This is a genomic window from Umezawaea sp. (assembly GCF_057122925.1).
Genome location: NZ_DBNGPQ010000091.1, coordinates 75,210 through 88,471 on the forward strand (window position 1 = coordinate 75,210; position 13,262 = coordinate 88,471).

Sequence of the window (13,262 nt, forward strand, 5' to 3'; positions counted from 1 at the left end):
CTTCACTCCGGCTTTTGCTCAGGAAGCGGTGACCGTCGTCGATCAGGGGCACGTCGACCTGCTCGCCCCGGTGGTCGTCGACGGCGCGCTGGACATCCGCTACAAGGACGGCGGCACCGAGCCGCCGACGGTCCGCGACCCCGAACGGGTCGTCACGCACATCAAGCCCGAGTCCCGCATCCAGGTCCCCGACAACCCCGAGTACGCCTTCCTCGGTCCGGTGGGCAGCGACCTGTGGCTCATCCCCGAAGTCCAAGACCCGAACGTGGTCTGGGCCGGGTGGAACACCGAATCCCTGACCGCCGAGCAGGTCGACCCCGACTCGGTGCGCTGGACCCTGGACGCCATCGGCGGAGACACCGCGGGCAGCCCCGCCCCCGGACAGCTCACCGTGTTCCAGACCGGCCCGGTCGGCGACCCCCTACCGAGGGTGTTCGACACCGCCCAGCCACTCCCGCAGCAACACCCGCTGGTGCTGGGCACCCACGCCCACGCCAACTGGACGTTCTCCGCCGAGGGCGTCTACCGGCTCACCTTCACCGTGCAGGCCACCACCCCCGACGGCACGTCACTGCGCGACACCACGACCTACGCCATCGCCGTCGGCGCGGTCGACCCCACTACCGTGAAACCCGGCACGGGAACCGACCCCACCACCACGACAACCACGACCACCGCGACAACAACCACGACGACCACGAGCGCAACCACGACCACGGGCACGACTACTACGGGCACGACGACCTCAGCGCCGCCCACGTCGTGCGTGGTCCTCAACGACGGCCACATCGACCTCATCGCCCCGCGCCTCCTCGACGGCGAACTGAGCACCCAGATCAAGGACGGCACTCAGGGGCCCGACCGCGCCGTGTGGCGCGACCCGGCCGACGTCGTGCTGCACCTGGTCCCCGCCGCGCGCAACACCGTGCCCGCCGACCCCGCCTACTCGTTCCTGGGCGCGCCGGGCGCACCGGTCTGGCTCATCCCACAGACCCAGATCCCCGGCATCGTGTGGGCGGGCTGGAACACCGAATCCCTCAGCCCCCAAGAGGTCGCCGGGGATGTCGACCTCCGGGTGACCTCGGTGGACGGACCCGGTCGCCTCGGCGTCTTCCTCACCGGCTTGGCCCCCGTCGTGCTGGTCGACTCCGGTGACGGCCTGCCCGACACCACCGCCGTCCCGCTCGGCACTCACGCCCACGCCAACTGGGCCTTCGGCGGCGAGGGCACCTACCGGATCACCATCGAAGTCACCGCCACCCTCACCGACGGCCGCACGGTCGCCGACAGCGACGTGTTCACCATCGCCGTCGGCGACGTGGACCCCACCGCCAGCGGCTCCTGCGCACTTCCGAGCAGTACACCCACCAGCACCACCACGTCCGCCGGTACGGCCATCACCACTACTGACCCGGTCCCGGTTACCGACCAGGGGCCGTCCGCGCCCAAGCCGGTCGGACTGGCGTCCACCGGTGTCGGCGGCGTGGGAACGGCCGTCCTGATCGCCGTCCTGCTCACCGCGACCGGTACCGTCGCGCTGGTCCTCACGCGCCGCAGGCGAAGCAGCTGACGCGGATTCCGCCATGACGGTGGGCGTGGACTCAGAGGAGTCCACGCCCACCGTTCGTTGAGCGCCCCAGCGGGAGACGAGCAAACGGAACCAAGTGTTCGTGGTCGTGGACTTCGAGGTCGTCCCACGGCGGCAGCGGGTCGTCCAACAGCCGCCACGCCGCAGGGCCGGCGGCCAGTTCGGCGTCGGTGAGCAACGCCGGGTCGAGCCTGCGGCGGGGCTCGCCGCGCTCCAGATCGACACCGATGAACACCAGTTCCTGCCGCGCGGTGTGGCGGTCGAGGAGTTCACCGGGCTCGATGGACAGGTTCGGCCCTGCCTGCGACCACACGGCCAGGGTGTGCGGGCGGCTGGCGATGTGGCAGAAACCCTTGCTGCGCAACACCCCCTCCCAGTCCTCCAAGGCCGTGGCGAGGCGTGCGGGGTGGAAGGGGCGGTCGGCGCGGTAGGTGACCGAGCGGATGCCGTACTCCTCGGTCTCCGGGGTGTGGGAGCCCGCCAGCTCCGCGGCCCACCCCGGTGACGTGGCTGCGGTGACGGGGTCGTAGCGGCCGGTGTCGAGCACGTCGGCCATGTCCACCACGCCTCGGTGCGAGCGGATCAGCCGCGCGTTCGGGTTGAGCTTGCGCAACAGGCCTTCGGTGGTGGCCAACTGTTCGGGCGTGGCGAGATCGGTCTTGTTGAGCACCAGCACGTCGGCGAACTCGACCTGGTCCACCAGCAGGTCGGAGATCCCACGCTCGTCGCCCTCGGCCGCGGCGAGGGCACGCTCGTCGAGCCGGTCGCCGCGCTCCAACTCCGCGAGGAACCCGGAAGCGTCGACCACGGTGACCATGGTGTCCAACCGGGCATGATCGGACAGACTCGTGCCGTCCTCGAAGGCCCACTCGAACGTCGCCGCGACCGGCATCGGCTCGGAGATCCCGGTGGACTCGATGAGGATGGTGTCGAAGCGGCCCTCTCGGGCCAAGGCGCCGACGCTTTCCAGGAGGTCCTCGCGCAGGGTGCAGCAGATGCAGCCGTTGGTGAGCTCGACCAGGCGTTCGCCGCCCCGGCCGGAGATCAGCGAGGCGTCGATGTTGACCTCGCTCATGTCGTTGACCACCACTGCCACCCGGCGATCCTCGCGGTTGGCGAGCACGTGGTTGAGCAGTGTGGTCTTGCCCGCGCCGAGGAAGCCGGACAGCACGGTGACGGGAACGCGCGTATCGGAAGTCATGTCAACCCGGTGATCGTGGAGAAGGACGGTGCGCGTCGGTGTGCTCCGCCGAGATGGGCGGAGCACACCGACGCGCTCAGCGGCCTTTGGTGGGGTAGGGGAGCAGGGCCATTTCGCGGGCGTTCTTGATCGCGGTGGCCACTTGGTGTTGCTGTTGCGGTGTCAGGCCGGAGACCCGGCGGGAGCGGATCTTGCCGCGGTCGGAGATGAACTTCCGCAGCAGCGTCACGTCCTTCCAGTCCGCTGTGGCCAAACCCTCTTTGGTCAGCAGGTTCGAGCGGCGCTTGGCGGGGCGTTCGGGGCGGGGCACGTCTCCTCCTACCAGCTCGACTTGGTCACGCCGGGCAACTCTCCCCGATGGGCCATCGCCCGCAACCTGATCCGGGAAAGCCCGAACGCCCGGAAAAACGCTCGTGGACGGCCGTCGACGGTGTCACGGTTGCGCAGCCGCGTGGGACTGGCGTCGCGGGGCAACCGCTGGAGCGCGGCCAACGCCTCACCCCGCCGGACGGGGTCCGCGCGGATGAGTTCCTTCAGTTCACGCCGGCGCTCGGCATAGCGGGCGACGACCTCGCGCCGCTGCCGATCCTTGGCGATCTTGGACTTCTTGGCCATCAGCGCTCCTCCTTGAAGTCGACGTGCCGCCGCACGACCGGGTCGAACTTGCGCAGCACGAGCCGGTCGGGGTCGTTGCGACGGTTCTTGCGGGTCACGTAGGTGTAGCCGGTCCCGGCCGTGGACCGGAGCTTGATGATCGGCCGCACGTCGGTGCTCTTGGCCATCAGAGCTTCACCCCCTGCTTGCGCAGCTCGGCGACCACGGACTCGATGCCGCGGCGGTCCACGGTCTTGATGCCCTTGACGGACACCGTGAGCGCGACGAACCGGTTCTCCGAGGGCAGCCAGTACCGGCGGCGCTGGGTGTTGGACAGCCAGCGCCGGGACGTGCGCCGGTTGCTGTGCGAGACCTGCTTGCCGAAGCCGGGTTTGCGCCCGGTCACCTGGCAGTGCCGTGAGGACACGCCAACCTCCATTTCCGAAATGACAATCGTTTCCGTTAGGCTAGCGCACATGCGAACAGAGGTCGTACTGGTGGCCGGGCTGGCCGAGCACGACGTGGCGGAGGAGTTCTGGCGCGCCTGTCCGGGATCGGTGCTGGTGCGCCACGACCTGCGCGACCTCGCCGACGGCGTGGTGCGCCGGTGGGTCGACGGCGAACTGACCGTGCTGGAACTCGCGCACGGCTGCGTCTCCTGCACGCTGCGCCTGGACCTGCTGCCGCTGCTCGACCGGCTCGGCGGCCGGGTCGTGGTCCACCTGGACCCCGCACTGGAGCCCGAGGCCGTCTGCTTCGCCCTGCGCGAGGCCGATGTCCGGGTGGAAGCCGTGATCACCGTGGTCGACCGGGCCACCTGGTTGGCCGACGCCACCGGCGAGGACTCGCTGGTCGACCGCAGCCTGGGTGCCGTCGAGGGCGACGACCGGACCGTGGCGCAGGTCGTCGTGGGGCAGGCCGAGTTCGCCGACGCACTGGTGCTCACCGGTGCCGGGGCCGATCCGGTGCTCGACGCCGTGCTGGACCGGCTCAACCCACGCGCACCACGACGCGACCGACACACGCTGGACGCACCCACGCTGCTGGCCGCCATCCCCGACGACGCGCGCCGGGGCGGATTCGACGACGGCTTCGGCACTCTGCTGCGCGGACAACCACCGCTGGAACCCACCCACGGAGTGGCCGTCGTCCACTTCGTCGAACGACGGCCGTTCCACCCCGTGCGGCTGCACGAGGCGCTCGACGTCCTGTTCGACGGCGTGGTGCGCACCCGCGGCCGGGTATGGGTGGCGAGCCAGCCGGATGCCGCGCTGTGGCTGGAATCCGCGGGTGGCGGCCTGAGCGTGGGCAACCTCGGACCGTGGCTCGCCGCCGTGGACGACTGGTCGGAGTTCCCGGCCGAACGCCGGGCGGTGGCCTCGGCGACGTGGGACCCGGACTACGGCGACCGGTCGCAGGAGCTGGTCGTCATCACCGCGATCCCCGAAGCGCGGGAAGAGATCGTCACCGCGCTGCGCGCCGCGCTGGTGACCGACGAGGAATTGGCACTGGTGGACGAGTTGGAGTTCGCCGACCCGTTCGCCGAGTGGCACGACGAGATGGAGGAATTGTGAAGCAGGGCATCCACCCCGACTACCACCCGGTGGTGTTCCGGGACCAGTCGACGGGCAAGGCATTCCTGACCCGGTCGACGGTGACCTCGACCCAGACGGTGCAGTGGGAGGACGGGAACACCTACCCGCTCATCACCGTGGACGTCACCTCGGACTCCCACCCGTTCTGGACCGGAAACCAGCGCGTGATGGACACCGCGGGCCGGGTCGAGAAGTTCAACCGCCGCTACGGGAAGAGGAACCACTGACATGGCCGTTCCCAAGAGGAAGACCTCGCGCAGCAACACCCGCCACCGCCGCGCGCAGTGGAAGGCCGTGGTGCCCGACCTGGTTCCGGTCACCACCCTCGACGGCCGCAAGTTGTCGGTGCCCCGTCGCCTGGTCGCGGCCTACCGGCGCGGCTTGTTGTGACGGCCGCCGGCGCCGCTCGTGACTGAGGGAACGGCCTCGCCCGTCAGCCGGGGCCGTTCCCTGCTCGCCACGCCAGCACGCCGGCAGGAGGGTCGGTCACCGGTCGGCACCCGACCTCCCGCAATTCGGCGTGCAGCACCGCGTCGGAGGCGATGAACGACGGGAACGACACGGAATCCTCCGACACGAGCCGGTCGCCCTCGTGGACGCGGTAGGTCACCGTCCACACCAGACCGTCGCCCTCCACGGCCGCCCGGCTCACCGTGTCGTAACGGCGGCGGCCCAGGGTGCGGCCCGGCATGACCGTGGGAGGAACGTCCACCGGCGTCTGCGGCGCTTGCACGTCCACCACGACCAACCCGCCCGGAGTGAGGCGAGGAACCCAGCGCGCCCACAGGGCCCTGCGATCAACAGGGGAGAAATGGGTGAGCACGTGCAGCAACACCACGGCGTCCACCGGACCGTTGACCTCGGCGGTCAGGGCGTCGTCGGGCAACACGGTCACCGGAGGTGCGCCCAGCGCCGCCAGTCGGGTGGTCAGCGCCGCGCGCATCACGGCGGCAGGCTCCACAGCGAACACTTCGCCGTCCTCGGGCAGGTTCGCCACCAAGACCTCGGTGAACTGGCCGGTACCGGCGCCTATCTCCACCACCCTTCGTGCGCCAGGCAGCAGGGTGGTCAATGCCGCGCTCATCGCATCACGCTGTGCGGCAGGGAAGATCAGGTCGTAGTACTGGGCGTTAACGGCGTAGCCGTCCGCTCCCGTCGTGTCCGGGTCCGGGTCCGTGGGATCTATGCTGATCATGGTTCAACCCTCCTTCGCTGGTTCCAGCGGTGGTTTGTACTACTCGACCTGGTGTCCGGTCTGGCCGTGCCCGGAATCCACAGTGCCGTCCGGGTTCGTTCGGTACCGGTCCTCTTCCGCTCCGTCGCGGCGCGTGGCAAGGTCAACGCGAACGTACACGAACATGATTGTCGTTACTCGATCCATCTGTCGAAGGATGAAGAGCGGAGTGCGGGTGAAGTCCTGGATAGCGAAGGCGTTCGACGAAGGCAGCGCCGAGTTCGCGGAATGGACGCCACTGCTGTGGGATCCGATCGGCGCCGAGGCCGTCGAGCACGCCCGGCCGCTACCCGGCGATCGGGTGCTTGATGTCTGTTGCGGTTCGGGCTCGACCGCGATCCCGGCCGCACGGGCCGTCGGTGCGGACGGCGTCGTGCACGCGGTAGACCTCTCCGGAGCACTGCTCGACCAAGGCGCCGAGCGCGCCGCCGACATGCCGCACCTGCGTTTCCACCACGGGGACGCGGCAGGGTGGGAACCCCCGGACCGCGGGCTCTACAACCGGGTGCAGAGCGGGTTCGGCGTCTTCTTCCTGCCCGACATGGACACCGCGGTGGCGCACCTCATCGGCCTGTTGCGTCCTGGCGGCACCATGACCGTGACCACGTGGCGGCAGAGTAGCGTGGACGACGTGATCGGACCGTTGTTCCAAGCGCTCGCCGAGCACACGGGCACACCGCCCAGCCGTCCGACGGCAGCGGACCAGGCTGCGCGCCTGGACACGGGCGACAAACTCGCAGCATGGTTGAGGAACAAGGGATTGGCGGACGTCGTCGTCCACCCGGTGGAACGCGATGTTCCCATCACGCCGGAACTGGCGTGGAAGTTCGCAACCGGTTCAGCTGTCCGCGCGGTGCTCGCGGACCTGGACGACGACAGCGTGGCGGCGGTGAAAGCCCGCTACCTGGCCTTGATGAAAGGAACAGCGGCGCTCCGCGCACGGGTGCTGGTCGGTGTCGGTGCCCGTCCGAGTTGACTGCTCGGACGCGCACCGCAGGACACTGCGCTAGCAGCCGGAACAGCAGCCGCAGCCCGGCCCCGTACAGCCGCTGCAGCAGCTGCAACCACCGGCGTGCGGTTGCGACGACGTCGTGGATTCCACAGTCATAACGGCCTCCCGTGGCGGAAACGGTCCAGATCACCACGTTCACCGTGCACCGCCGTAGTGCCGGGCGTGAAGGCCGGCCACCCGATCGCCCGTACTCGTCACCTGGGTGGCCCATTCGCCGCGGTGACCCCGCCCAGCGGGTCGGATCGGCACTGCACGCACAGACCCGCCAGGTTGACTGACATCCGGATGCCCGTGAACCCGTGGCTCGCCGCCGTTTCCGCGGCCCACCGCGCGACGGGAGTGGTGTCCACGCCGACCGTGAGGCCGCACCGCACACACGTGAGGTAATGGCCGTGGCTGTCGGTTCTCAGGTGGAACAGGTGTCGACCTGCTCCGTCCTGCGTGATGCCGATGATGCTCTCCTCCGCGAGCGAGGCGAGGTGTCGGTAGACGGTGGTCAACCCGATCTGTCCGCCCCCGGCTCGCAGCAGGTGATGGATCGCGTTGGCCGTGGAAGGGCCGGGCAGGTCGGCCAACACGCGCAGCACCGACTGGCGTTGAGGTGTCATGCGCGCCTCTGTACCTCGGTTGAGGACCTGCCCGCTCATGTCACGAATCCCCATGTGCACTCACGACACCGCGGCCTTGATGAGGCAGAGTCCGGAGGGAGGCGGCGCGACGATGTGGGCGGCAGTGCATCCGTTGGCGTTCGACAAGGCCTCGAACTCACTGCGTGTGTTGTCCTGGCCGCCGCGGCCGACCGGCATGGCGAGGTCGCCGGGACAGACCACCGACCGGAACCGCTCACCGATGTTGCGCCCAGCGCTGCCGCCGTACGCAACAGCCTGCGCGTCATCGATACCGACGCCCGGCACGAGGGCCGCGTCGGCGGCGAGCAGCCCCCGATTGCCGAGGGCGCGCATCCTGCCGAGTCTGGCGCGCACTCTCACGACCTCGCCAGCCGTGGGGCCGAGGGTAGGGGGCATGGGGCGGCGACGTGCGTCGCTGATCGCGTTCGCTGACGCGGACATGGGAACCCTCAATGCGATTTGACGACAACGATTATCAACACCAAATATAGTCATAGTGATGCGACTGGGCGATACATGTCATGCACTCACGGGGAATCCGCGTTCGCGGTGCTCGACGTCAGCCTCGAACGAGACGGACAAGGTGGGGAACCAGACGACGATGTCAGTCGTTGCCGGGGCGGTCGGCCAAACCGAGTCGGAGATGCTCGCTGTGGTAGACGGCCTCGTCGAGCAGGTGGGCGACGTGGTTGTCGTAGAGGCTGTAGACGATGCTGCGTCCGGTGCGGGTCCCGGTGACCAGGCCGAGGTTGCGCAGCAGTCGTAGTTGGTGCGACACCGCCGACTGTTCCATGTCGATCGCCTCGGCCAGTTCGGTGACCGGGCGGGGTCCTTGGCGTAGTTCGCTGAGGATCAGCAGTCGGCTGGCGGTCGCGAGGGCTTGCAGTGTGGTCGCGACGTGCGCGGCGGCCTCGGCGTCCAGTCGGCCGGCCGGTGGCTCGTGGCCCTGCGCGCCATGTCCCATGGGGGCGGAGTCTAACTGCGAGTCTTATGCATGAAGACGTCTTCATATGTTCTGTTATCGTTCGGGTGGTCGACCACTGCTCCTGGAGGTGCCCCGTGGCTTCGTCCACCGCCACGCCGACCCGTCCCACGCCTGTTCCGCAGGTCGCGAGGTCGCCGCGTCGTCGGACCCGGCTGTTCGCATTGCCGGAGACACGGTGGGCCGCCGCGTCGCTGACCCTGTTCCTGGCCGGGTTGGCCGTCCACCTGTCCGGTGGACCGGACTGGCTGTGGTGGGCGCTATACCTGGCCTGCTACGCCACCGGCGGTTGGGAACCGGGACTGGCCGGACTGAAAGCGTTGCGGGAGAAGACCCTCGACGTCGACCTGCTGATGGTGGTCGCCGCGATCGGGGCGGCGGCAATCGGGCAGGTGCTGGAGGGCGGGCTGCTGATCGTCATCTTCGCCACCTCCGGCGCACTGGAAGCACTGGCCACCGCCCGCACCGAGGACTCCGTGCGCGGCCTGCTCGACCTGGCCCCCGACACCGCCACCCGCATCGCCCCCGACGACGGTGAGCACGTTGTCGAGGCCGCCGACTTGAAGGTCGGTGACGTGGTCCTCGTCCGGCCGGGGGAGCGGATCGCCGCCGACGGCACCGTAATCGGCGGGGCGAGCGAAGTCGACCAGGCCACCGTCACCGGGGAACCGCTACCGGTGGACAAGGCCGTCGAGAGCGAGGTGTTCGCCGGAACCCTCAACGGCACCGGCTCCCTGCGGGTGCGGGTGGACCGCCGCGCCGAGGACTTCGTCGTGGCCCGCATCGCCACCCTGGTCGAGGAAGCGAGCCGAACCAAGGCCACGACCCAGCTGTTCATCGAAAAGATCGAGCAGCGCTACTCCATCGGCATGGTCATCGCCACCCTGGTCATCTTCATCGCCCCGCTGCTGTGGGGAGCGGCAGTGCAGGAATCGTTGCTGCGGGCGATGACGTTCATGATCGTCGCCTCACCGTGCGCCGTCGTGCTCGCCACGATGCCGCCACTGCTGGCGGCCATCGCCACCGCCGGGCGCCACGGCGTGCTGGTGAAGTCCGCCGTGATCATGGAACAGCTCGGCACCACGACACGGATCGCGTTCGACAAGACCGGAACACTGACCCGCGGCACCCCCGAACTCACCGAGATCCACACCGTGGCCGACGCCCGGCTCACCGAGGACCGGCTGCTGCGGTTGGCCGCCGCCGCGGAGCACCCCAGCGAGCACCCGCTCGCCGCCGCGATCGTGCGAGCGGCCCGAGCCAGAGGACTCGACCTGCCCGCCGCCGACGAGTTCACCGCACAGCCCGGCCGGGGTGTCTCCGCGCGGGTGGAGCACCACCTCGTCCAGGTCGGCTCACCGGCGCTGGTGCCCCCAGCGAACGGATCAGGTGAGATCGCCGCCATCGTCGATACCGTTCACCAACGCGGTCACACTGCCGTCATCGTGCTTCTCGACGGCACCCCGTCGGTAGTGCTGGGCATCACCGACCAGCTCCGGACCGAAGCGGCGTCCACGGTCGCCGCGCTCACCAGGCTCACCAACGCCGCCCCGACGCTGCTCACCGGGGACAACCTCGCCACCGCCACCCGGCTCGCCGCCCAGGTCGGCATCACCGACGTGCGCGCCGAACTGCTGCCCGACGCGAAGGTCGCCGCCGTGCGTGACCTGAAAGCCGACGGGCATCGGGTGACCATGGTCGGCGACGGCATCAACGACGCCCCCGCGCTGGCAGCCGCCCACACCGGCATCGCAATGGGCGGCGGCGGAGCCGACCTCACCCTGCAGACCGCCGACGCCGTCGTCATCCGCGACGACCTCACCACGATCCCCGCCGTCATCGCGCTCTCCCGCCGCGCGCACCGCGTCGTGATCGCCAACCTGGCCATCGCCGCCACGTTCATCACCGCACTCGTGCTGTGGGACCTCATCGGCACCCTCCCGCTGCCACTCGGAGTCGCCGGCCACGAGGGGTCCACCGTCATCGTCGGACTGAACGGCCTGCGCCTGCTACGCGCCGCCGCATGGCGCCGGGCCACCCGTGAAGCCTGTACTGCTCCATAGCCAGCCGGGTGTCGTCATGACTGCGAAGATCAACCCAAGCTGGTCTTGAACAGCTCCCGTGACTTCGGCACATGAGCCTGTGCAACCACGTAGTCACCGGCACCCGCATCCAGTGATCGGAAGGCGCGTTGAGGTTCCCGTTAGTTGAGAGGCTTTCCAGGCATGCCCCGACAGGGGACTGAAGGGAGTCATCCATGGCGCCGCCGAGGAAGTGACCCCGGTGAGTTGAGCTGCGAGCCACGAACTGGACGGCCGCTCGGCGCATTTACGCCGAAAGCATCGGCACCAGCGACGCCACCTTCGAAATCGAGACACCCAGTCGCGCCACCCTGGAAGTCACGTGGCTGCCGGATCACCGCTGGGTCGCCGAGATCCGATGGACAGGTCGCCGGCTGCCGCCTCGACCGCGGTGTCAGCCCGTGACTGCTACGCCGGGGTTGCCGAAACATCGGTCTACGTCGGCGACGAGCTCCGCGGTCGAGGTGTCGGCAAAGCGTTGCTGCGCAAGCAGATCACCGCCGCCGACGCGTACGACCTGTGGACCTTGCAAACGTCAATCTTCCCTGGGAACCGCGCGAGCCTCGCCCTGCACCACAGGGCGGGCTACCGCACCTCGGTGTCCGCGATCGCATCGCCCAGCACCACGGCCGCTGGCGTGACGCCGTCTTCCTCGAACGCCGCCGCCAAACCGACCCATCGCCGCAACGAGCGCCGAACGCCTCTCAATCGCCTGGACGCAGGACACGGCACCATGAGTGCCCGAATCGGTTAGACCCAGCGGCGGTGGTTGGATGACACTCTCCAGATGCCCACTCCCGCCGCCGAGTTGCCGGACCTGCTGTGGCCACAGGCGCTGGTGCGGCCGACGGCCCCGCCAAAGCTGGTCTACCTCGATCTCAACCACTGGATCTACCTGTCCCAAGCAGCCAGCGGCAGCGTCAACGGTGAGCGCTATCGGCCAGCCCTCGACGCATGTCGCCATGCGCGAGCAGCCGGAACGGCGGTGTTCGTCCTAGCAGGCGTCCACTACATGGAGATGACGAAAATCAAGGACCCCGCTCAGCGCGGCCGGCTCACCGAAGTGATGGAGGAGCTGTCGGGTTTTGTCACTCTTCTCGACCGCCAGATCGTCATCAGACTGGAAATCGAGTCAGTGCTAGACGATCGATTGGGGCCTTGGGTGGAGCCGTATCCGACTGCCACCCTGCTCGGCCGAGGTTTTGGTCATGCGTTCGGAATGAAGGGCGGCTTCACGCTGCGCCACAAGGCTAATGGTCGTGACGCCAGTGATCTTGCCCGAGCACGGCTGGGTAAGGCCGTTTTCGACGATCTCATGATGAAAGCCGACCTTTTTGCCGAACGTGGAATGCTTCGCGACCCTGCGGACGTAGATCTTCCGCAGCTGAAAGAGTTCGGATACCGGGAGGTGGAGGCGCTAAAAGTCAATAGACGGCGCGCAGAACAGGAAAACGAGCAGCATCAACGCCATCACGGCACCAAGTGGGGGGCAGGGCAGAAGCTCGGCGACGTTGTCATGGCGCGGGAAGCCATCGTTGAGTTGATAGGCCCCTTGCTGGAGGGCTTGCTACGTCGGGGAATCGATGACATTAAAGTGCTTTTTGCTGACAAGGCGGCGGCACGAGATGTTGTACGAGCGATGCCGGTCTCGTACGTGTCAGCATTGTTGAAGACGGAGCAGCACCGCAACGCATCCAAGGTATGGAGCCCCAATGACATCTTCGACATCGACGGCATGAGCCTTGCTGTGCCGTATTGCGAGATCGTGGTGACCGAGAAGCATCGATGGCATGATTTGCACATCGCCAAGGTGGAGTCTCGAACGGATACCGTGATTCTGCGAAGTCTGTCGGAACTCCCTGGTCACCTGAATATCTAGGAGAGGTTGAGTCCCGCTTGGGGCCAGCTGATTTGCTTGCAAGATGCGGAAAGTTAAACCAAGTAGACATTTTCGCGCCTAACGGAAGACGGGTCGCTGTCTCCCGTCCTTGGCTGGCCAGGCGCCCTAATGGCATAAACCATGCCACGCTGGAGAGTCTCAAGCACCGCTCTGTGTCTCGTTCTTGCAGGTCAAGCGTGGTGCCCCCGGCAGGATTCGAACCTGCGCCACCGCCTCCGGAGGGCGGTGCTCTATCCCCTGAGCTACGGGGGCCAGCCGGTCGGCCAGCCGCGGCCTGGGCAAGCGGCCGAAGAGCAATGTACCAGCGCCGTCCCGGCAACCCACGATTTGCCTGCTCGGAGGCCTGATTGTTCTATTCTCGACCTTGTGCCGCGACCCCTGGACAGGATCAGTGCTGCGGCGAAAAGCTCTTCTCGAACGCGTCGGGCGCTGGCCGCGGCGTTGAT

The 13,262-nt window shown here is 68.2% G+C and carries 16 protein-coding genes, 1 tRNA gene and 1 pseudogene; 8 read left to right on the forward strand and 10 right to left on the reverse strand.

Annotated elements, in window-relative coordinates; all coding sequences use genetic code 11:
• The first annotated feature begins 28 nt into the window (after positions 1 to 28).
• Positions 29 to 1,570: a choice-of-anchor M domain-containing protein gene (locus AC156L_RS20400; RefSeq protein ID WP_330873982.1), complete on the forward strand. Its 1,542-nt coding sequence runs from the start codon at positions 29 to 31 to the stop codon at positions 1,568 to 1,570.
• A gap of 31 nt (positions 1,571 to 1,601) precedes the next feature.
• Here the strand turns inward: AC156L_RS20400 and AC156L_RS20405 are convergent, their stop codons facing one another.
• The 5 genes from AC156L_RS20405 to rpmB form a co-directional block, all read right to left on the reverse strand.
• Positions 1,602 to 2,789: a GTP-binding protein gene (locus AC156L_RS20405; protein WP_330873981.1), complete on the reverse strand. Its 1,188-nt coding sequence runs from the start codon at positions 2,787 to 2,789 to the stop codon at positions 1,602 to 1,604.
• Positions 2,790 to 2,865: 76 nt separating this feature from the next.
• The gene (gene rpsR / locus AC156L_RS20410) at positions 2,866 to 3,099 is read right to left on the reverse strand and encodes a 30S ribosomal protein S18 (protein ID WP_330873980.1); all 234 of its coding nucleotides are present in this window, start codon (positions 3,097 to 3,099) and stop codon (positions 2,866 to 2,868) included.
• An 8-nt stretch (positions 3,100 to 3,107) separates the two neighbouring features.
• Positions 3,108 to 3,404 (reverse strand): 30S ribosomal protein S14, encoded by a 297-nt coding sequence (rpsN, locus tag AC156L_RS20415; protein WP_330873979.1) that lies wholly within the window; start codon positions 3,402 to 3,404, stop codon positions 3,108 to 3,110.
• Positions 3,404 to 3,571, reverse strand: a complete 168-nt coding sequence (rpmG, locus tag AC156L_RS20420; RefSeq protein ID WP_033439124.1) for a 50S ribosomal protein L33 — start codon at positions 3,569 to 3,571, stop codon at positions 3,404 to 3,406. The genes rpsN and rpmG overlap by 1 nt, the downstream gene beginning before the upstream one ends.
• A complete protein-coding gene (gene rpmB, locus AC156L_RS20425) occupies positions 3,571 to 3,810 on the reverse strand; it encodes a 50S ribosomal protein L28 (RefSeq protein WP_484407171.1) in 240 nt (79 codons plus the stop codon). The genes rpmG and rpmB overlap by 1 nt, the downstream gene beginning before the upstream one ends.
• Positions 3,811 to 3,859: 49 nt before the next feature.
• Between rpmB and mrf the strand changes: the two genes are divergently transcribed.
• From mrf to rpmF, 3 genes are read left to right on the forward strand one after another with little or no spacing between them, the layout of a single operon-like run.
• The gene (gene mrf / locus AC156L_RS20430) at positions 3,860 to 4,957 is read left to right on the forward strand and encodes a ribosome hibernation factor-recruiting GTPase MRF (RefSeq protein WP_330873977.1); all 1,098 of its coding nucleotides are present in this window, start codon (positions 3,860 to 3,862) and stop codon (positions 4,955 to 4,957) included.
• Positions 4,954 to 5,205, forward strand: a complete 252-nt coding sequence (locus AC156L_RS20435) for a type B 50S ribosomal protein L31 (RefSeq protein WP_330873976.1) — start codon at positions 4,954 to 4,956, stop codon at positions 5,203 to 5,205. Before mrf ends, AC156L_RS20435 begins: the two co-directional genes overlap by 4 nt.
• A 1-nt stretch (position 5,206) precedes the next feature.
• Complete coding sequence (gene rpmF, locus AC156L_RS20440; protein ID WP_330873975.1) at positions 5,207 to 5,368, forward strand: 50S ribosomal protein L32; 162 nt, start codon at positions 5,207 to 5,209, stop codon at positions 5,366 to 5,368.
• Between the two features lie 43 nt (positions 5,369 to 5,411).
• Here the strand turns inward: rpmF and AC156L_RS20445 are convergent, their stop codons facing one another.
• Positions 5,412 to 6,173 (reverse strand): class I SAM-dependent methyltransferase, encoded by a 762-nt coding sequence (locus AC156L_RS20445; protein WP_330873974.1) that lies wholly within the window; start codon positions 6,171 to 6,173, stop codon positions 5,412 to 5,414.
• Positions 6,174 to 6,387: 214 nt separating this feature from the next.
• Between AC156L_RS20445 and AC156L_RS20450 the strand changes: the two genes are divergently transcribed.
• On the forward strand, positions 6,388 to 7,188 hold the full coding sequence (locus AC156L_RS20450; RefSeq protein WP_330873973.1) for a class I SAM-dependent methyltransferase: 801 nt from the start codon (positions 6,388 to 6,390) through the stop codon (positions 7,186 to 7,188).
• A 230-nt stretch (positions 7,189 to 7,418) separates the two neighbouring features.
• Here the strand turns inward: AC156L_RS20450 and AC156L_RS20455 are convergent, their stop codons facing one another.
• From AC156L_RS20455 to AC156L_RS20465, 3 genes are all read right to left on the reverse strand, one after another.
• Positions 7,419 to 7,871, reverse strand: a complete 453-nt coding sequence (locus AC156L_RS20455) for a Fur family transcriptional regulator (RefSeq protein ID WP_330873972.1) — start codon at positions 7,869 to 7,871, stop codon at positions 7,419 to 7,421.
• 21 nt (positions 7,872 to 7,892) lie between these two features.
• Positions 7,893 to 8,186 (reverse strand): hypothetical protein, encoded by a 294-nt coding sequence (locus AC156L_RS20460; protein WP_330873971.1) that lies wholly within the window; start codon positions 8,184 to 8,186, stop codon positions 7,893 to 7,895.
• Positions 8,187 to 8,457: 271 nt separating this feature from the next.
• Positions 8,458 to 8,817, reverse strand: a complete 360-nt coding sequence (locus tag AC156L_RS20465) for an ArsR/SmtB family transcription factor (protein WP_330873970.1) — start codon at positions 8,815 to 8,817, stop codon at positions 8,458 to 8,460.
• A gap of 95 nt (positions 8,818 to 8,912) precedes the next feature.
• On the opposite strand from AC156L_RS20465, the gene AC156L_RS20470 reads away from it, so the two are divergent.
• The 3 genes and pseudogenes from AC156L_RS20470 (at position 8,913) to AC156L_RS20480 (ending at position 12,795) form a co-directional block, all read left to right on the forward strand.
• Entirely contained in the window at positions 8,913 to 10,898 is a 1,986-nt protein-coding gene (locus tag AC156L_RS20470; RefSeq protein ID WP_330873969.1) for a heavy metal translocating P-type ATPase, read from the forward strand.
• Between the two features lie 230 nt (positions 10,899 to 11,128).
• Positions 11,129 to 11,579, forward strand: a pseudogene (locus AC156L_RS20475) (N-acetyltransferase family protein); the annotation flags it as partial.
• A 124-nt stretch (positions 11,580 to 11,703) separates the two neighbouring features.
• Positions 11,704 to 12,795: a hypothetical protein gene (locus AC156L_RS20480; RefSeq protein ID WP_330873968.1), complete on the forward strand. Its 1,092-nt coding sequence runs from the start codon at positions 11,704 to 11,706 to the stop codon at positions 12,793 to 12,795.
• A 198-nt stretch (positions 12,796 to 12,993) separates the two neighbouring features.
• Here the strand turns inward: AC156L_RS20480 and AC156L_RS20485 are convergent.
• A tRNA-Arg gene (locus AC156L_RS20485) sits at positions 12,994 to 13,068 on the reverse strand.
• Positions 13,069 to 13,262 lie beyond the last annotated feature (194 nt).

What these genes read in the sequence shown, in the direction of transcription:
- AC156L_RS20480 (WP_330873968.1), top strand. Translation starts at nt 11,704, where the DNA reads ATGCCCACTCCCGCCGCCGAGTTGCCGGACCTGCTGTGGCCACAGGCG.
- rpsN (WP_330873979.1), bottom strand. Translation starts at nt 3,404, where the DNA reads ATGGCCAAGAAGTCCAAGATCGCCAAGGATCGGCAGCGGCGCGAGGTC.
- AC156L_RS20455 (WP_330873972.1), bottom strand. Translation starts at nt 7,871, where the DNA reads ATGAGCGGGCAGGTCCTCAACCGAGGTACAGAGGCGCGCATGACACCT.
- rpmF (WP_330873975.1), top strand. Translation starts at nt 5,207, where the DNA reads ATGGCCGTTCCCAAGAGGAAGACCTCGCGCAGCAACACCCGCCACCGC.
- rpmG (WP_033439124.1), bottom strand. Translation starts at nt 3,571, where the DNA reads ATGGCCAAGAGCACCGACGTGCGGCCGATCATCAAGCTCCGGTCCACG.
- mrf (WP_330873977.1), top strand. Translation starts at nt 3,860, where the DNA reads ATGCGAACAGAGGTCGTACTGGTGGCCGGGCTGGCCGAGCACGACGTG.
- AC156L_RS20465 (WP_330873970.1), bottom strand. Translation starts at nt 8,817, where the DNA reads ATGGGACATGGCGCGCAGGGCCACGAGCCACCGGCCGGCCGACTGGAC.
- AC156L_RS20445 (WP_330873974.1), bottom strand. Translation starts at nt 6,173, where the DNA reads ATGATCAGCATAGATCCCACGGACCCGGACCCGGACACGACGGGAGCG.
- AC156L_RS20405 (WP_330873981.1), bottom strand. Translation starts at nt 2,789, where the DNA reads ATGACTTCCGATACGCGCGTTCCCGTCACCGTGCTGTCCGGCTTCCTC.
- AC156L_RS20460 (WP_330873971.1), bottom strand. Translation starts at nt 8,186, where the DNA reads ATGCGCGCCCTCGGCAATCGGGGGCTGCTCGCCGCCGACGCGGCCCTC.